Raw genomic sequence first — 17,717 nt, forward strand, 5'->3', positions numbered from 1 at the left:
CGGTCATGAGGATTGCTGTGGTGCGCGTCGGCGTAGATCTGGCCGGCGAACTCACGCCGACGCAGTTAACCGCCGGCATGGCACGCCTCCGTGAGTCGGCCGATGCAGCGGGCGTCGAGATCGTGGAGAACAACCTCGCCGGCCTGCCGCCACAGCGACGCGAGGTGGAGTTGTTGATCGCCGGTGACGACGCCACGGAACTTGAGCGGATGGCGGTGAGCCTGTGCGCCAACGCGTTCGGCACGACACCGGTACCCGGCGTGCTGACCTTCATCAGTCGCGGAACCGACGACGACGCCCATGGCGTACTGGCCGGGCTTGGGCTCACCGGCGACATCGAGCGCGTTCCCGGCGACGACGGCTGGGACGTGATCCACGTGACGCTGCGCAAGACCGACCTCGAACGTGTTCCCGAGAGCCGTGTGCACACCGCGCTCGAGGCGTCGCTGAACTGCGAAGTCCATATCCGCACAGTGTGATCGGCCGACTCCGGCGCGAGTGTGCGGTTTCGTACGCGACTCGCCGCCGAGGGCGTATCAATCCGCACATCCCCAGCGTGCGCGGGGGCCCACGCGACGGTCGGTGTCCCACGTTCGCCCATCAGCCGTCCAGGAACTTCAGGATCGCGGGCGCGGCCTGCACCCACGTGTCGAACAGGCAGAAGTTCTTTCCGCCGCTGGCCGCGAACCTCTCACCGGCGCGCTCCCAGGCGTCCTCCGGCCACGGCGGGTCGATCAGCGTGGAGCCCTTGATGAGGCAGCTCACCTCCAGCGAAGTGCGCTTGGGATGGTCCCAGTCGTTCTCGCCGCCGCGGATGATCAACGTCGGAACCGTGATGTTGTCGAACATCTCGTCCTCGACACCGGGAATGGTCTGGCCCGGCTTGGGCACGAATGCGTTGAGCCAGCGACGCATCAGCTTGAGGAACTCGTCCACGTCCAGCGCGCGGAAGCGTGCCTCGTTGTCGGGATTCTCGGCGACGCGTTCCTTCCACTCGGGGACGTGCAGCAGACCTTCGACGCCCAGGCCCTTGGCGGCGAGGATGCTCGGCACCACGTAGTGCCCGCCGAGCACGAACGACCCGTAGACCCCGCCGACGATGTTCCACACCACCAGTTTTCGCACGATTTCCGGGTACAGCATCGTGGTCAGCATGGAGTCGCGCGCGCCGCCCGAACCACCCGCGATGATGCAGGGCCCGACATCGAGCCCGGTGATCAAGGCGTGCAGGGTCTCGGCGCGCATATGCGATTCGCTCTTGCCGTAGAACTGCACGTCCGACTTGCCGCAGTTCGGCCGGTCCCACAGCAGGACGCGGTAACCGCCGTCGGCCAACGCCTCCGCCAGCGGCCGCAGGCCCGGGATGTCCTTGCTGAAGCGGCCACCCGGCGTCAGGGCGATGAATTCGCCGTCGTTGCCCAGGATTTCGTATACGACGCGACCGCCCTTGTACTCAAGGGTCTTTTCGCCGGGTTTGAGCTGCAGCCCCGAGGACTCCGTTGTTGTCATGCCTGCACCATGACATCGTTGCCGACGATCCGGACGGGATAGGTCCGAATACTCCACTCGGGCTTTACCGCCGTGGTGCCGGTCGCCAATTCGAAACCCCATTGGTGCCAAGGGCAGTAGATGAACTCGAGGTCGCGCACCATCACCGCGTCGCCGGGAACATCGTCGTCGACGATCGTGCGACCGCGCGGGCGGCCCGAACACAGCGGGCCGCCCTCGTGCGGGCAATAGTTCGCGATCGCATAGAACGCGCCGTTGACGTTGTAGACGCCCACCCCGTGCCGCCCGATGGGGACGAGTTTGTGCTTACCCGGCGGGATCTCGTCGACCGTGGCGACGACGTGCTCGCGCCCCTGTGCCAGTCGTTTTGGGACAGCCGGTGCCGCCTTCTCTTCTTCACTCAACTCAGAACACCCGCACCTGGCCCTCGAGGGCGGGAACCGTCTCGGGCAGGTGATATGTCGCGATGCCGTTGCGGAACATGATCGCCTCGCGGGCGTGTTCGGGTAGGTGCTTGACCAGCCAGCGCGGGTCGTCGAATGTCCAGTGCGGGTAGTCGCTGCTGAACAGCAGGATCTTCTCGCACTCCATCCACTCGAATGCCCGGCTCAACTCCGTCTTGTCCTCCGGGTAGTCCAGCGGCTGGGTGGTGAACTTGATGTGGTCCTTGACGTATTCCGATGGCTTGCGCTTGATGTCCATCCACGACTTGCGGGCTTCGTAGATGGCATCCATCCGCCACATCAGCGGCAGGATCCAGGTGAATGCATGCTCCACCAACACGATTCGCAGTGTCGGGAACCGGTCGAAGAGGCCGTCGAACACCATGCTCATGACCTGATTCGCGGCCAGCAGCGAGTACGTGACCATGAAATCGTGGTTGTAACTGGGAAACCCGACCGGCGGGATCGGAAGTTCCTCGTGGTGGCTGCGCGAGAGGTGGCAACTCACGGTGATGTCGTTGCGGGTGGCGGCTTCCCAGATCGGGTTGTACTTCGGATCGCCCCACGGCGGCCGCGGCTCGGCCTTGATCAGGACCTGCCCCATGTACGGGTGGCCGGCCCATTTGTCGATCTCGCGGGCGGCGTCGTCTGGAGTCTCGATCGCGACGCAGACGGAACCGCGCCAGCGTTCATGCCAGTTGTTGTGGCTGTCCAGCCAGTGGTTGGCCTGCCAGTCGTTCAGCGCGCAACTCATCGCGTGGTTCACCTCGGGAAAGCGCGCCGGGTAGGCGGCGGGCTCGAGGATGGCGATGTCGGCACCGGCCTCCATGATCAGCTGCTTGAACGCCAGATCGGGGTCGCTGCCCGCGAAGTTGCCGTCGGAAGGAAAGGTGTCCAGGCGCATCGCGTACGCATGCGCGTAATCCGGCGCGTCGTAGTAGATCTGGTCCCCGACCCGGCGCGTCAGGAAATACTTGCTGCGCCACGGCTCCGGGATGTACGGCGTCAGCTCGCCGGCCTTCGGCGTCGGATGCACATCGGAGTCGACGCAGCGAACAGCGATGCGCTCTGCCGCCGCCTTTCGCTCTTTCACTGTGACCGTCATGGTCGCCTCCTCTGTTGCGAAGTCTTCTCTTACTGTGCGCTGACGTCGGCCCCGACGTCTATGCCGTACAGCCCTGCGGCGTTTCGCCAGCAGAGCTTGTCGCGTTGTTCTTGCGAGTACGACGAGGGCACCTTCAGCTCGTTGAGCTGCCAGTGCGGATAACTCGACCCGTACATCACCATGTCGTTTTTGCCGGTGAAGTCGAGCCATTCGCCGGCGAATTCGACGTCGCCGGGCCCGTCCATCGCGCCCTGAATGAAGTAGGTGTGGCCGGGCAGGTAGTCACTGGGCATCTTCGGCGCCCACGGGGTCTGCTCGAGGTGGGGGCGACCGAAGCAGTCCATCCGCCACATGAACGGCGTCAGCATGTCGCCGGCTCCGTCGGCCCATACGAACTTCAGCGTGGGCATCTTCTCGAATACCCCTTCGACGATGAGGTTCATCTGGTGGTACAGAAAGTTGAGCGCCATGAAGCTGACGAAGTGCTCGTAGGTCCGCGGCACCCCGTTCGGTGTCGGCGCGAACGAGACGCCGGCACCGACCTCGATGTGCACCGCGACCGGCAGATTGGCCTCGGCGGCGGCCTCCCACAACGGCCAGAACTGGGGCTTGCCGTAGAGCTCTCGCGACTGTAGCGGCACCCCGATCTGCACTACACGCGGGTGGCCGGCGTACTTGGCGATTTCGCGCAGGGCTCCGGTGATGTCGTCGGGATTGACCCGGATCGTGCCGCGGAACCGATCGGCATAGGGGTTGTCCTCGAGCCAGCGCGTCACCATGAGCTCGTTGTGCGCGGCGGCGATCGCGGTGCCCAGATGACGGTCGGGCATGGTGCCCCGCGTCATCGGGTGCAGGATCGCGATGTCGACGTCACGTTCGCCGAACAACTGCTGACCGACGAACTCGGCGTCCGACCCGGGGTAGCGGCGTTCGCCCTCGGTGTTCGGCGCGTACTCGCCGCCGGGGGCGCCGTACCAGTCCATCTCGTAGTCCGGGAACCCGCGGCTCTTGAACGGCTCGCGCATGAACCCGCGCAGATCCTTGTTCGATTTGCTGAAGATGTGCACGCTGGCGTCGATGACGGGGGTCGTCGTCCCGTCGGGATGTGTGATCACGCAAAGCCTCCGGAGTCCGCACAGACGGCCGGGACACACGGGGGGCTGCAACATGCTCCGGGGCCGGACATAAAGCCATAGTAAAGGCTTGTTCTTCAAAGGCAAGAATTGTGTTCTCCAGCGGAACGCTTACCTCTTCGCAGGTCAGGGTGTGCGCTGGTCAGTCGCTTGGCGGTCCGCTGACGAAACGGGGTAGTCGAATCCAGAGAACGGTTACAGCGTCTAAGGAGAATGCTATTCTCGTGCCTACCGACGGGGTACTGACGAGGTCCACAGGAGGCCACTCGTGTTACTGGAGTTCGACGCCGATCAGCGGCTGTGGCAGGAGACCGTGCGGGACGCTGTGACCAAGGCCTGCCCGGCGTCGCTGGTGCGCGGAGTGGCCGAGAATGGTGAGGACCCGACGCCACTCTGGCAGACGTACGTGGACGCCGGCTGGACCGAGCTGACCGACCCGGAGAACGCGGTCGAGCTGGCGATCGTGGCCGAAGAACTGGGCCGGGCCACCGATCCGACACCGTATCTGGCGACCTTGACCCAGTTCGGCCCGCTCGCCGGGGACCGGTACGACCCGCAGATGTCCGGCACGGCCGTGTACAGCGGAGTGACCGCACATCGCGACGCCGATGGTTGGGTGCTCAACGGAACGGCCCATCACGTCCTCGACGGCGACCGCGCCGAGAAGCTCGCGGTGGTCACCGAGGCGGGCGTCTTCGTCGTCGACGCCGGTCTGGCTGTCACCCGGCGCAGCGCCGTCTTCGACCCGGTGCTGCACATCGCGGAGGTCTCCTTCGCCGGCACGCCCGTCCCCGACACCGACCGCGTGAACGTCGACACGGAACGAGCCAGGCACGTCGCGCTGACCGGGATGGCGATCACGATGGTCGGCGCGTGCCAACGGATCCTCGACCTGGTCCTCGAGCACGTGAAGCAGCGTCAGCAGTTCGGTGTCGCGATCGGAACATTTCAGGCTGTTCAGCACAAGGCCGTCGACATGCACGTCGCGACCGAGCGGGCCCGCGCGCTGTCGTACTTCGCCGCGCTGACCATTGCGGCCGATGATCCGCGTCGCCGGCTCGCTGCGGCGATGGCCAAGGCATCGGCGGGGGAGGCGCAGGCATTGGTCTTCCGGCACGGTTTGCAGCTGTTCGGGGCCATGGGATTCACGTGGGAGAACGACTTGCAATTCGCGCTGAAGCGGGCGAAGGCCGGTGAACTGCTACTCGGCGGGGCGGCTGAGCATCGCGCCCTGATCGCCGCGGAATACCGGGGCTAGACGAAAATGCAGCTGACATTCGATTCCGACGTCGAACAGTTCCGTGCCGAGTTCGCGGCCTTCCTCGACGAGCATCTGCCGTCGGACGCCGTCACCCAGGAGCGGCCGAGATCGGTGTCGCACATGCCGCAGTGGGCGCGCGACTGGCAGCGACTGCTGTTCGACAACGGCTGGCTGCTGCCTGCGCAACCACCGGAGTTCGGTGGCCGCAACGCCAACGTCGTGCAGCAGTTCGTGCACCTCGACGAGTTGTGTCGACGCCGGATCTACCACAGTTTCAACCCCCAAGGCGTGAACATCATTGCGGCATCGTTGATTTCGTTCGGATCCGACGAGCAGAAACATCGGTGGGCGGTGCCTGTGCTGCGGGGTGAGCTCACCGCATCCCTCGGGATGAGCGAGCCGAGCGCGGGATCGGATCTCGCGTCGCTGCGCACCCGTGCGGTTCAAGACGGCGACTATTTCGTTGTCAACGGCCAGAAGGTGTGGACATCGGGCGCGCACGACGCCGACTTCCTGTTGACCTTCGTACGCACCGATCCCGATGCACCCAAACACAAAGGCATCAGTGTCCTGATCATCCCGACCGATACCCCCGGCGTCGTGTGTCGGCCCTTCGCCGACATGTGCGGTGAGGAGAACAAAGACTTCAACGAGGTGTTCTTCACCGACGCGCGAGTGCCCGCCGAGAACCTGGTCGGACCGCTGAACGGCGGCTGGGCCGTGGCCAATGGCTCACTCGGGCACGAGCGCACGATGATGTGGCTCGGCTTCGCCGACCGCATCGACAACATGATCGCCGATTTTCGGCCGCGCACAGAGTTGGAACGCGACCAGTACGCGACGACGATCATGGACTACCAGGCGCTGCGGGCCATGGGCTCGGCGGCACTGGCTCGTGCTGCGCGCGGCGAGATGGACACCGCGTCGGTATCGGTACTGAAGCTCTTCGGTTCTGAGGCGGAGCGTCAGGCATTCGAGAACGCTCTGACCGCGGCGGGCTCCGACGGGCTCACCCACCCGTCGACGACCGGGCCGTATGAGCACATGAATCTCGACCACTACTTCGTGAGCTGGTTCGAGCGGTATGCGCGCAGCTTCGGCGGAACCATCGCAGGCGGCACGTCGGAGATCCAGCGCAACATCATCGCGCAACAGGTGCTCGGTCTGCCGCGGCGCTGATACCGGTGACCGAGTCCGCTCCCACCCCAACCCACCCGGTGACGCTGCTCATCGACCGGCCCCACGCCGGTGTCGTTGTGCTGCAACTGAACCGGCCTGAGCAGCTCAATGCGATCAACGAAGCGATGCGCGACGAGCTGATCGAGACGTTCTCGGCCATCGGGTCCGACGCATCGGTTCATGCGGTGGTGATCACCGGGGCGGGCCGCGGGTTCTGCTCAGGTATCGATGTGCGCAACTTCTCGCCGCGGGCACTCGAGGCATCCGACCCCGCGATCGACCGGTTGCGCTTCCAGGAAGCGATGGCAGCACTGCCGCAGGCGATCCGGAATCTGCCGCAACCCGTCATCGCTGCGGTCAACGGGCCCTGTGTCGGGGCGGGCTTCGCGCTGTGCCTGGCATCTGACATCCGGATCTGCTCGACGGTGGCCACCTTTGGAAACGGCGCGATCCTGTTGGGATTGTCCGGCGCCGAGATGGGCATGAGTTATCACCTGCCCCGGATTGTCGGAACGAGTGTGGCCGCCGACTGGATGGTGACCGGCCGGACGGTGCCCGCGTCCGAAGCCGACCGTCGCGGTCTGGTTAGCCAGCTGGTCGACTCAGAACAGTTGATGCAGCGGGCACTCGAGCTCGCCCGTGCCATCGCCGACCTGCCGCCGTTCGGTACACAGTTGACGAAAAGGGCCTTGCAGGTGAACACCGACGCATCGGGGTTGGGCGCAGCGCTGGAACTGGAGAATCGCAACCAGGTGCTCAGCCATGCGACCGACGAAGCGCAGGCACGGCGGCGGCCGAAGTGATCCCGAGACGGATGGACGGTATTCGATAGTGGCGTGGGACTTCTCGACCGACTCCGAGTGGACGGAACAGCTGGCGTGGGTCGAGCAGTTCGTTCGCGAGGAATGCGAGCCCATAGACTACGTGGTCAAAGAGTCGCACGACCTTAACGACCCGGTGCGCCAGGCGCTGATCCCGCCACTACAGGAGATCGTCAAGGAGCGCGGCCTGTGGGCGACCCATCTCGGCCCGCATCTCGGTGGTCCAGGGTTCGGACAGGTCAAGTTGGCCTTGCTCAACGAGATTCTCGGCCGGTCGGAATGCGCGCCGATAGTCTTCGGGTCCCAGGCGCCCGATTCTGGCAACAGTGAGATTCTTGCGCACTACGGCACATCAGACCTCAAGGCGCGGTATCTGGAGCCACTGCTGGACAACAGGATAATCTCCTGCTTCTCGATGACCGAGCCGCAGGGCGGTGCCGACCCGAAGGTGTTCACCACCACGGCGGTGGCCGACGGCGATCACTGGGTGATCAACGGCGAGAAGTGGTATTCGTCGTTCGCATCGATGGCGTCGTTCATCATCGTCATGGCGATGACCGACCCGGATGCACCGCCGTATCAGCGCTATTCGATGTTCGTGGTGCCTGGTGACACCCCGGGCATCAACGTGCTGCGCGATGTCGGACTCGGCTACCAGCCGTTGGGTGGCGGGCGCGAGGGATACGTGCGGTACGAGAACGTCCGGGTCCCCGCCGACCACATGCTCGGGCCGCGCGGCGGCGCGTTCGTCGTCGCGCAGACGCGGCTGGGCGGCGGCCGCATTCACCACGCAATGCGCACGGTCGGTCTGGTGCGGCGGATCTTCGACATGCTGACCGAACGGGCCGTCTCGCGCTACACGCAGGGCGAGGTGCTGGCCAACAAGCAGATGGTTCAGGAGATGATCGCGGACTCCTGGATGGAGATCGAAGCCTACCGCCTGCTGACCCTCCAGACAGCTTGGAAGATCGACAAGTTCAACGATTACAAGGCGGTGCGTGGCGACATCTCGGCGGTGAAGGCGATGATGCAGAAGGTGCTGCACGACGTCTCCGCGCGCGCCCTGCAATTACACGGATCGCTTGGCACCTCGCATGAGATGCCGTTCGTGCAATACATGACGGAATCGTTCGTGCTCGGACTGGCTGACGGGCCGACCGAGGTGCATAAGGTGACGCTGGCACGGCTGCTACTCAAGGACGTCAAACCTGCACCCGACGCATTCCCGTCCGAGCATCTGCTGCGGCTGCGGGAAGCAGCCGAAGCCAAGTTCGCAGAAAAGCTCGCAGGCATTCCGCGCACCTAGGAGGTCCACAATGACGTGTGACGGCAAGGTCGCCCTGGTGACGGGTACCAGTCGCGGATTGGGCAGGGCCATTGCAAAACGGTTGGCCGCAGAGGGGGCGACGGTGGCACTTACCGCTCGCACCGCCGAACCCGACCCGAAGTATCAGGGATCGCTGCGTCAGACGCTCGAGGAGATCGAGCAATCCGGCGGTTCGGCGATCGCCGTCCCTGCCGACCTCTCCCAACGCGAGGATCGTGAACGACTCTTCGTCGAGGTAGTCGAGAAGATCGGCGCCCCGGACATTCTCGTCAACAACGCGGCCGTCACGTTCCTCCGCCCGCTCGACGAGTTCCCCGACCGGCGTGTGCGCCTGATGATGGAGATGCACGTGATGGCGCCGCTGCACCTCACCCAACTGGCCATCCCCGCCATGCGCGAGCGGCAGCGCGGATGGGTGCTGAATGTGACATCGGTCGGCGGCGATCTGCCCGACGGACCGCCTTTCTCTGAATTCGACCGCGAAGCGGGCTTCGGCATCTACGGCACGGTCAAAGCCGCGCTGAATCGGTTGACGAAAAGCCTTGCGGCCGAGCTGTACGGCGACGGTATCGCCGTTAACGCGGCGGCACCGTCGAACCCGGTCGCGACCGAAGGCGCCGGTGCACTCGACCTGGCCAAGACCGACACCGAGGACATCGCGCTGATCACCCAGACCGCTTTCACGTTGTGCACGGGCGATCCCAAGACGCTGACCGGTCGCATCGCGCACACGCAGCCCTTCCTGCGTGAGATCGGCTGGCTGTGAGGGTTCAGCCCGCCGCGTATCTGCGGACGACACTTCCGCTGGATCTGTCGCAGCTGCAGGTGCTCGACGGCGGGCGCTACCACTCGATCTGGCTGCCCGATCACATGGTGAGCTTCTGGCCCGATTCGATCTGGACCCCTGAATTCACCGATTTGGCAACGGTTTCGCCATCGCCGCACCGCCACCTGGACGCCATGGCAGTCGCCGCTGCGGCGGCCGTGCTGACCGAGAACGTACCGCTGGTCACCAGCGTCGTCGACACCGTGCGCCGCCATCCGGCGCTGCTCGCGCAGAGCGCGCTGACCATCGACCATCTCGCCAAGGGCCGGTTCGTTCTCGGCCTTGGCAGCGGCGAGACCGAGAACACCGTTCCCTATGGGTTCGACTTCACCAAACCGGTGAGCCGATTCGAGGAAGCACTCGAGGTCATCCGGCTGCTCTGGGACAGCGACGGTCCGGTCGACTTCGACGGCCGGTTCTATCACCTGCACCATGCTCGCCTCGACACCGAACCGTATGAGGGCACGACCCCCGGGATCTGGATAGGGGGGAGTGGGCCGCGGACACTGGAGATCGTCGGACGGCACGCGGATGGGTGGTGGCCCACCGGCGCGTGGGATCCCGACGACTACGCCCAAAAGCTATCCACCGTACGGGCTTCGGCGGAGCGGGCCGGTCGCGATCCGATGGCCATCACGCCGTGCTATATCCAGGTGTGCCTGATCGGCCGCGACGACGCGGCCCTCGCCGACATTCTGGACGCGCCGCTGGTCAAGGCATTCCTCCTCCAGGTGTCGGCCGAGTTGCTTTCAAGCCTCGGCTATGAGCATCCGATGGGGGAGAACTGGCGCGGATATCAGGACATCGACCCGGCGACGTTGACCCGCGAGCGCGTCGTCGAGTTCCTCGACCGCGTCGATCCCGAAGCGATCCTTGCGGTCGTCCCGCACGGCACGCCCGCGCAGGTCGCCCAGGAGATCAAGAACTATGTGGACGCGGGCCTGCGGGTGCCGAAGATCCTGGATTATGGCGGTATGGCTGGACTCTCGTACTCCGCCGCGTCGGCCGACAACGTCCGCGACGTGGAGGACGAGCTGATGCGCCTATGCGGAGACATTCGATGAGCATCGCGCTGAACGCGGCGGACATGTTGGACCGGGCCCAGGCTCGCACCGGACTGACGGACTACGGCGATCCCACCCTGCCCGAGCGATTCGCGACGGCCGTAGACCTTCTCAACAGCATGGGTATGGATGTCGATGGGCGCAGGCGGGCCGAGGACGTATGTCATTGGCTGCTCACCTCACGCTTGAAGTTCTTCGAGGACCGGAATCGATATCCGGTCGCCGCCGAAGTGATCGAGCGGCCCATGTTCGTGACCGGTGAACCACGTTCGGGAACGACCCTCATGCACGCTCTGATGTCGGTGGATCCCGATGCGCGGGCACTTCGGTTTTGGGAGGTGATGTATCCCTCGCCGCCGCCCGGCATCGCCGGAGACAATGACCCCCGCCGGGCACGCGCCGATGTTGACTGGCGCGAGATCAACGCCAAGATGCCGAAATGGCTGCACAGCCACCCCTACAACGACATGCTTGGCGACGGACTGCCTGAGGACGAACGTACCTGGGCGTTCGACTTTCGCGTCATGACGCCGACCGCGTGGTGGCGGGTTCCGATGCAGACGGTCGTCGGGGGTCTGCCCACCGACGATGCTGCTCAGTACCGTATCCACCGGGCGATGCTGCAGCAGTTTCAGTACGGCCGCCAGCCGAAACAGTGGGTTCTGAAGGGATTTCACGGGTTTCGTCTGCAGGAGTTCTTCAACAGCTATCCGGACGCCAGCCTGCTTTGGCTGCACCGCGACCCCGTGCAGGTTGCGGCGTCGCGCACGATGATGATGGCCGACATTCTCGAGGGCATCGTCGGTCCGGTCGACCTGCAGGCCGCGGCGAAAATGCATCTCGAGCTGACGCGGACTTCCGTCGCCAACACGATGACCAATCCGCTCACCGACGATCCTCGAATCATGCACGTGCGCTACGCCGATTTCCTCGCCGATCCGGTGGGCACCGTCGGCCGCTACTACGAGTTCTGCGGGCGGACACTGAGCGCCCAGGCCCAGACGGAGATGCGTACCTACCTGACGAACAATCCCGGCGACCGGCACGGAAAGTTCCGCTACTCGACGAAGTTGCTCACCGACATCGGTGAGGACCTCAACGCGCTGCATGACGAATTCCGGCCGTTCCGTGAGCGATTCGGTGTCGCGATCGAACAGCGGGGGTGAGCATCATGCACGACCGGCTGTCGGTCCACAGTGTGACGTTTCTGGGCATGCCACTCGCCGAGCAACACTCAGTTTGGCAATCGCTCGGGCTCACGCGCCTCAGCCTGATCGACTCTCAGCTCGGCGAGCCGGGACTCGCGCGACTGATCGATCAGAACGGGTACTCGGTGGACACCGTCTACCACCTGTTCGAGTCCGGCGATGGATTGTCCCGTGTCATCGAGACCGCCGCCGTGCTCGGCGCCCGCGTGGTCTACATGCTGACCGGAGGCCGGCGCGAATCGAACTGGGAGCAGGCGGCCGAGCGCTTCAGCGCCGCGATCGCGCCGTGCGTGCGCGAGGCACAGCAGGCGGGCGTGGCATTGGCGATCGAAAACGCCTCCGCCCTCTATGCCGACATCCACTTCGCCCACACCCTGAGGGACACGATCACCCTGGCCGAGATGGCGGGAGTCGGCGTCTGCATCGACCTGTTTCACTGCTGGGCAGAAGCCGACCTTACGGGCCTCGTCGAACGTGCGTTGCCGCGGACAGTCCAGATCCAGCTGAGCGATTATGTTCTCGGCGATCGCGCGCTACCCGGACGTGCGGTCCCCGCCGACGGGGCGATTCCCATCGAGCAGTTCCTCCGGCAGATACTGGCGGGTGGCTACCCCCACGGCTTCGATCTGGAATTGATCGGCCCGCGAATCGAGGCCGAGGGCAGAGTCGAGGCAGCGCGCCGGGCCTGTGAGACGGTATCGACGATGCTGAAAAGAAGCGGTGCATAGGGGAATACGCGATGGCTTTCGGAGACGGCACTGACGATGCCGCGCTGAACATGGCGTGGACCGAGTTCTGCGAACGTCTCAAGGCGGCGGGCGAGCGGGTTTTCAAGGACCACAACTCCGCGTCGGGTCGGCAGCGCGCCGACGGCTTCCGGTTCCTCACCCAGAACCTCGGCCAGGCGTTCGACCTGGCGTTGGAGACCAAGGACACCCGCTATCCGGCGATCCACACCTTCTGCAATCCCACGCGCAAGCTCGGTGGTGACTGTGCCGATTTCATCTATCAGCAGGCATGGATCGACGGCGAGTCGACATATCGCATTGTCGGGGACCGCGGCACCGCACGGTTCCTCAATATCACCGTGCAGGGACCGCGCTCCGACGGTTCGGGCGTACTCCACGAGCCGTTCGGCGATGTGCCGGAGGCGAACCTGTTCGGCGAAGAACTCACCACCGCAGCCGACGGCGGGTTCGAGGTCTACGTCGGCGGTGAAAGCCGTGGTGCGAACTGGCTACCCACCACCGGAGATTCACGGAAGTTGTTCATCCGCCAGGGTTTCGATTGCTGGGACGAGCAGCCGGCCCGCATGCGGATCGAGCGTGTCGGCATGGATGCCCCGAAACCGTTGCCGACGCCGGCGTCGATGATCGATGCGATGGACTGGGCGGGTGGCTTCGTCACCGGATTGATGGATGACTGGCCTGAGTTCCCGTTCCGCTACGGCGGGGTAGACGAAGACAACCCCAACCGGTTTCCGCAAACCCCCGCAACCGGACCGGATGCGAAACGCGGTCGCGCCGCGGTGAATATGTACTGGGTGCTATCCGCCGACGAGGCGCTGGTCATCGAGTTCGATGCGCATGACGGCCTGTGGATGTTCACCAGCATGGGAGTGTTCTTCAACAGCATGGACTACCTCTACCGGCCGGTGAGCTACACGCCGAGCCGCACCGCAGTGGACGGCGACGGCAAGGTTCGGCTGGTCCTGGCCCACGATGACCCGGGATATCACAACTGGATCGACACCCAGGGTTTCGAGCGGGGCAACATCACTTACCGGCACATGCTCGAAGGAGCGCCCGCCGAGCTGCACACGCGTGTGGTCAAACGCGCGCATCTGGCCGATGCGTTGCCGCCGGACACGGCGACCGTTACCGCCGCTGAGCGCGTCGCGCAGATGTGGGCCCGATTCAACGGAATTCGGCAGCGCTACGTGTTGTGATTTCGGCGCACGTACGATCGCTGAGCGAACGTTAGCGCACCGAAACCACTAGAGCCGCTGCAGTCTGAACGTCCAGAACTGCTGTCCGGGCGGGCCGTTGAAGCAGCCGACGTCGTAGTCCGAGGTGATGGTGCCGGCCAAGGTGTTGTCGTCCCACACCCACGTCTCGTGGGTGGGCATGGCGTAACCGGGAAGGCACTGCAGACCGTCGGACACGTCGACCTTCAGCGTCCATTGGCCGTTGACCAGGTAGGCGTTGCCCTTGTAGTAGTTGTAGAACTTCAGCCGTGGCGCCGCGCTGATATACCGGCAATCCTCCGTGGGAACAGGAGTGCACCTCGCGACGAACCAGTACCACGACGCCCGTTCGTACCTGTTGGTCATCACGTCGTAGTTGCCGGGATGCCAAAACGCTTGGGCAGGAGGCGCGACCACCGTCGCGAGCGTCACCAGGACGGCGGCGACGGCCGCGGTCAGGACCTTGATGGGCTTCGTCATCGCCGTCATGGCCTCCCAATTGCGTTTGCCGGTGCTCATCAAACCACCTCGATGGAGATCTCGGTCGGAGATCAGTCGATGACGACTGCGTCCTTGTGTTCGGTGATGGGCCTGGCCGGCTGCTGTTCATCGCAGATCCGCTGAAGTTTCTCCAGCGTCTCGTCCAGCCCCGGGCCCAGTGGCTTGCCCGGCGTGAACGTCGCGGGCAGGTGCTTCATGCCCTGGATGACACCGATGGTCTCGTAGTGCTCGGTGCCCTCGGGGTCACAGACGTAGTCGGGCATGCGGTCCAACACAGCGGTCAGCATCGACTTGAAGACCGTGCGGGCGACGTTGGAGCCCACGCAACGGTGTACACCGATGCCGAAGCTGAAGTGGCGGTTGCCCTTCCGGTCCATGATGAGCTCGTTGGGCTTCTCGAAGACCGACGGGTCGCGGTTGGCCATGGCCCAGGAGATCCAAAGTCGCTCGCCTTCTCTGAATTTTGTGCCCTCGACCTCGACGTCATCGGCGAAGGTGCGGCCGTCGCCCGGCGCGGGTGTGTAAAAGCGCAGAAACTCCTCGGTGGCCGGGTTCAGCAGGGTGTCGCGTTCGCGGCTGAGAAGTTCGCGCTGGTCCGGGTTCTCCGACAGCCACTCCAGCGAGTGCGCGGTGAGCGCCGTCGTGGTGTCGAAGCCGCCGCCGATGATCAAACCGAGATTGCCGAGGATCTCGAGGTCGGGGGCGGGTTCGCCGCCGATGCGCAACTGCAGCAGCGCATTGATCAGCCCGGGTCGCGGGTTCTCCCGAACCTCCATCATGGTGGTGATCATGTCGATGCCCATCTGCCGGTTCATCTCGGCGACGCGCGCGGCGTCGGGCGAGTGTTCCGGAGTGGATACCGACAGGTGTGCGGGCTCGCTGTAGACCGGCCACTTCTTCAGCTCGATGCCCATCATCGCCAAGGTGAGCACGGCGGGCACGATGTTGGCGAGGTCGTCGACGAAATCGATGTGGCCTGATTCAATCTTCTCGTCGAGCGCCGCCCGGGTGATTTCGTCGACGAACGGTTGCCAGCGCCTGATCGCCGCGGGGGAGAGGTAGGGGTTCAAGGCCCCGCGATAGGTACCGTGCTCGGGTTCGTCCATCTCGAGGATGCCGCCGCGCACGACCGTCGCTCGTTGCGCCTTCGGGATGGTTATCCCCTGATAGCCCTTGCGTTCTCCGTTGATGTCGTGATCGTTGGACACCACCGGACAACGCGCCAGCTCGAACACGTGCTTGCTGTCGGCGGCAACCCAATGCCCGTCGTAGACGTCGGTCCAGGCCATCGGGCACTTGGACTGCATCTCCTCGGTGATCTTCTCGAACTGCACCCGATACTCCGGGGTGTGCCGGTCGAAGTGGTACCGATTCTTCTTCCGCTCGTTGTCGGCGGCGCGGATGTCGTCGACACTCAAGACTTGTCTCCCTGCACTTGGGGCTGAATTGCCGGCACCGCCGGCGCCGGTTGTCTCACTCTTCGATCGAGATGGCCTGCTCGGGGCACGACTGCACGGCTTCGCGTACCGCGTCCTCCTGGTCGGGCGGCACCACCTCGTGCACCGGCGAGGCGGTGCCGTCAATATCGCTGAGCTCGAAGGAATCTGGCGCGATCATCGAGCACAGCGTGTGGCCCTGGCAGCGTCCCGAGTCGACGAAAACCTTCACGGTGTCCTCCTGCCTTAGGGTCAGTTGTGGTAGTCGTACCACTTGAGGTAGCCGCCGGCGTCCACCCGAACCTGCATTCCTGTGACGTAGCGGGCCTCGTCCGATGCCAGCCACAACACGGCGTTGCTGATGTCGACCGGTTCGATCCACGGCACCTTCATGGCCTGCTGGACATAGAAAACGGGTTCGGCGTCCGCCAGTGTCGGACTCTCGAGGTCGGGACGGAACGACTTGTACATCGGCTCGCTCTGCAGCATGTCGGTGTTGCAGTTGGTCGGGTGCACCACATTCGCACGGATTCCTCGCGGTGCGAGCTCGGTCGCCAGGTCGTGCACATAAGCCGACAGCGCCCGCTTGCTGTGGACGTAGGCCATACCGCCCGGGTCCCCGCCGGGGTTGGGTTTGTTGTGGGTGTCCATCAGCGCCGCGGTCGAACCTGTCGCCACGATCGCCGCGCCCTCCGTGAGATGCGGCAGTGCGACGTTGATCGCGTTGAGCGTTCCGACGAGGTTGGTGTTGATGACGTCTACCCAAGCCTGTAGCGGCGGTTCGCCTTTCATACCCGCGATCCCTGCCTGGGCCACGACGATGTCGACGTGGCCGAATTGCGAGATGCCCTCCTCGAGCGCGGCCCGCAGCTGCGAGGCCTCCCGCACGTCGGCCTGCGCGGTGAAGACACTGCGGCCGGTCTTCTCGACAAGTTTGGCGGTCTCTTCGAGGTCTTCGGGCGTCGCCATCGGGTAACCGATCGTTGCGATGTCCTGACAGAGGTCGACGGCGATGATGTCGGCGCCTTCCTCGGCGAGCCGAACCGCGTGACTGCGGCCCTGCCCGCGCGCGGCACCGGTGACGAAAGCGACCTTGCCCTGTACTCGTCCCACTGAGATGTCCCTTCGATTCTGCTGTTTGGTTACGTGTTCCGGCCGCCGTTGACGCCCAGGATCTGTCCGGTGATGTAGCCGGCCTCCTCGGACACCAGGAATGCGCAGGCGGCCGCGATGTCCTCGGGCCTGCCGATGCGCCGCACGGGCGTCGAGTCGATGCTCTGCTGAACCGTCAGGTAGCCGCGCTCTTCGGACTTGCGCAACATCGGGGTGTCGATGAAGCCGGGCGGCACGGCGTTGACGGTGATGCCGCTCGGGCCGTACTCCAACGCAAGCGACTTGGTCAGTCCGTTGACTGCAGACTTGGCCGCCACATATGGAGACATGTACGGCTGGCCGGAATGCGTGCTCGATGACGAGATGTTGACGATGCGACCCCAGCCGGCCTCGATCATGTCGGGCAAGACCGCCTGGATGCAGTGGAAGACGCCGTTGAGGTTGACATCGACGACCCGCTGCCACTCGTCGAACGAGATGTCGGTGAATCGCTTGAACTTCTCCAGGCCCGCGGCGTTCACCAGAACGGTCACCGGACCGAGCTTGGCGCGCACGGCGTCCAGCGCCGCGTCGACTTGGGCGCGATCGGTGACGTCGGCGACGTACGAGTGGTCAACGTCCGACGGATTGAGGTCCAGAATCGCGACATTCATGCCGTCCGCGCGCAACCGGTGCGCGACGGCCTGTCCTATGCCGGAGCCGCCTCCGGTCACGACAGCGTTCTTCAACTCCACACCTGCCGGTCATGCATTAAGAATCGTCCTTCCGATTATGAGAACCGTACTCTCGTGCGCTGCTATCCCGCAAGACACGGTAGAGGTCAGA

Annotated in this window: 19 protein-coding genes; 10 read left to right on the top strand and 9 right to left on the bottom strand. The window is 64.6% G+C overall.

The genetic code is table 11. The features are described 5' to 3' along the window. Window positions 1-5 precede the first annotated feature (5 nt). Window positions 6-479 (top strand): hypothetical protein, encoded by a 474-nt coding sequence (locus CSQ99_RS09100; RefSeq protein ID WP_099038743.1) that lies wholly within the window; start codon window positions 6-8, stop codon window positions 477-479. Window positions 480-600: 121 nt separating this feature from the next. On the opposite strand, the gene CSQ99_RS09105 is transcribed toward CSQ99_RS09100, so the two are convergent. From CSQ99_RS09105 to CSQ99_RS09120, 4 genes are read right to left on the bottom strand one after another with little or no spacing between them, the layout of a single operon-like run. Further along, complete coding sequence (locus tag CSQ99_RS09105; RefSeq protein WP_099038744.1) at window positions 601-1,509, bottom strand: alpha/beta fold hydrolase; 909 nt, start codon at window positions 1,507-1,509, stop codon at window positions 601-603. After that, window positions 1,506-1,913: a Rieske (2Fe-2S) protein gene (locus tag CSQ99_RS09110; RefSeq protein ID WP_099038745.1), complete on the bottom strand. Its 408-nt coding sequence runs from the start codon at window positions 1,911-1,913 to the stop codon at window positions 1,506-1,508. Before CSQ99_RS09110 ends, CSQ99_RS09105 begins: the two co-directional genes overlap by 4 nt. Window position 1,914: 1 nt before the next feature. After that, the gene (locus tag CSQ99_RS09115; RefSeq protein ID WP_099038746.1) at window positions 1,915-3,057 is read right to left on the bottom strand and encodes an amidohydrolase family protein; all 1,143 of its coding nucleotides are present in this window, start codon (window positions 3,055-3,057) and stop codon (window positions 1,915-1,917) included. A gap of 29 nt (window positions 3,058-3,086) precedes the next feature. Next, window positions 3,087-4,172: an amidohydrolase family protein gene (locus CSQ99_RS09120; protein ID WP_176560939.1), complete on the bottom strand. Its 1,086-nt coding sequence runs from the start codon at window positions 4,170-4,172 to the stop codon at window positions 3,087-3,089. Window positions 4,173-4,458: 286 nt separating this feature from the next. Here CSQ99_RS09120 and CSQ99_RS09125 point away from each other — a divergent pair, with 286 nt between their 5' ends. From CSQ99_RS09125 to CSQ99_RS09165, 9 genes are read left to right on the top strand one after another with little or no spacing between them, the layout of a single operon-like run. Then, entirely contained in the window at window positions 4,459-5,448 is a 990-nt protein-coding gene (locus CSQ99_RS09125) for an acyl-CoA dehydrogenase family protein (protein WP_099038748.1), read from the top strand. 6 nt (window positions 5,449-5,454) lie between these two features. After that, entirely contained in the window at window positions 5,455-6,630 is a 1,176-nt protein-coding gene (locus CSQ99_RS09130) for an acyl-CoA dehydrogenase family protein (protein ID WP_099038749.1), read from the top strand. 5 nt (window positions 6,631-6,635) lie between these two features. Continuing rightward, window positions 6,636-7,433, top strand: a complete 798-nt coding sequence (locus CSQ99_RS09135) for an enoyl-CoA hydratase/isomerase family protein (protein WP_099038750.1) — start codon at window positions 6,636-6,638, stop codon at window positions 7,431-7,433. A gap of 28 nt (window positions 7,434-7,461) precedes the next feature. Beyond that, the gene (locus CSQ99_RS09140; RefSeq protein WP_099038751.1) at window positions 7,462-8,757 is read left to right on the top strand and encodes an acyl-CoA dehydrogenase family protein; all 1,296 of its coding nucleotides are present in this window, start codon (window positions 7,462-7,464) and stop codon (window positions 8,755-8,757) included. Between the two features lie 10 nt (window positions 8,758-8,767). Continuing rightward, window positions 8,768-9,544, top strand: coding sequence for an SDR family NAD(P)-dependent oxidoreductase (locus CSQ99_RS09145; RefSeq protein WP_099038752.1), 777 nt, complete (start codon window positions 8,768-8,770; stop codon window positions 9,542-9,544). After that, window positions 9,541-10,668: an LLM class flavin-dependent oxidoreductase gene (locus CSQ99_RS09150; RefSeq protein WP_099038753.1), complete on the top strand. Its 1,128-nt coding sequence runs from the start codon at window positions 9,541-9,543 to the stop codon at window positions 10,666-10,668. The genes CSQ99_RS09145 and CSQ99_RS09150 overlap by 4 nt, the downstream gene beginning before the upstream one ends. Then, entirely contained in the window at window positions 10,665-11,834 is a 1,170-nt protein-coding gene (locus CSQ99_RS09155) for a sulfotransferase family protein (protein ID WP_099038754.1), read from the top strand. Before CSQ99_RS09150 ends, CSQ99_RS09155 begins: the two co-directional genes overlap by 4 nt. 5 nt (window positions 11,835-11,839) lie before the next feature. Then, window positions 11,840-12,604: a sugar phosphate isomerase/epimerase family protein gene (locus CSQ99_RS09160; RefSeq protein WP_099038818.1), complete on the top strand. Its 765-nt coding sequence runs from the start codon at window positions 11,840-11,842 to the stop codon at window positions 12,602-12,604. Window positions 12,605-12,615: 11 nt separating this feature from the next. Further along, entirely contained in the window at window positions 12,616-13,824 is a 1,209-nt protein-coding gene (locus CSQ99_RS09165; protein WP_099038755.1) for a DUF1214 domain-containing protein, read from the top strand. A gap of 48 nt (window positions 13,825-13,872) precedes the next feature. Here the strand turns inward: CSQ99_RS09165 and CSQ99_RS09170 are convergent, their stop codons facing one another. Genes CSQ99_RS09170 through CSQ99_RS09190 form a run of 5 tightly spaced genes read right to left on the bottom strand, consistent with a single transcriptional unit; the run spans window position 13,873 to window position 17,620 of the window. Beyond that, complete coding sequence (locus CSQ99_RS09170) at window positions 13,873-14,361, bottom strand: hypothetical protein (RefSeq protein WP_245908826.1); 489 nt, start codon at window positions 14,359-14,361, stop codon at window positions 13,873-13,875. Window positions 14,362-14,393: 32 nt separating this feature from the next. Next, on the bottom strand, window positions 14,394-15,761 hold the full coding sequence (locus CSQ99_RS09175; RefSeq protein WP_099038756.1) for a cytochrome P450: 1,368 nt from the start codon (window positions 15,759-15,761) through the stop codon (window positions 14,394-14,396). Between the two features lie 55 nt (window positions 15,762-15,816). Continuing rightward, complete coding sequence (locus CSQ99_RS09180; protein WP_083125735.1) at window positions 15,817-16,011, bottom strand: ferredoxin; 195 nt, start codon at window positions 16,009-16,011, stop codon at window positions 15,817-15,819. A gap of 20 nt (window positions 16,012-16,031) precedes the next feature. Continuing rightward, window positions 16,032-16,892 carry a mycofactocin-coupled SDR family oxidoreductase gene (locus CSQ99_RS09185; RefSeq protein ID WP_099038757.1) on the bottom strand — a complete coding sequence of 287 codons (861 nt, stop codon included), beginning with the start codon at window positions 16,890-16,892 and terminating at the stop codon, window positions 16,032-16,034. 29 nt (window positions 16,893-16,921) lie between these two features. Continuing rightward, window positions 16,922-17,620: an SDR family NAD(P)-dependent oxidoreductase gene (locus tag CSQ99_RS09190; protein ID WP_099038820.1), complete on the bottom strand. Its 699-nt coding sequence runs from the start codon at window positions 17,618-17,620 to the stop codon at window positions 16,922-16,924. Between the last annotated feature and the right edge of the window lie 97 nt (window positions 17,621-17,717).

It is taken from the genome of Mycobacterium neglectum (assembly GCF_002591975.1).
Lineage (GTDB): Bacteria > Actinomycetota > Actinomycetes > Mycobacteriales > Mycobacteriaceae > Mycobacterium > Mycobacterium neglectum.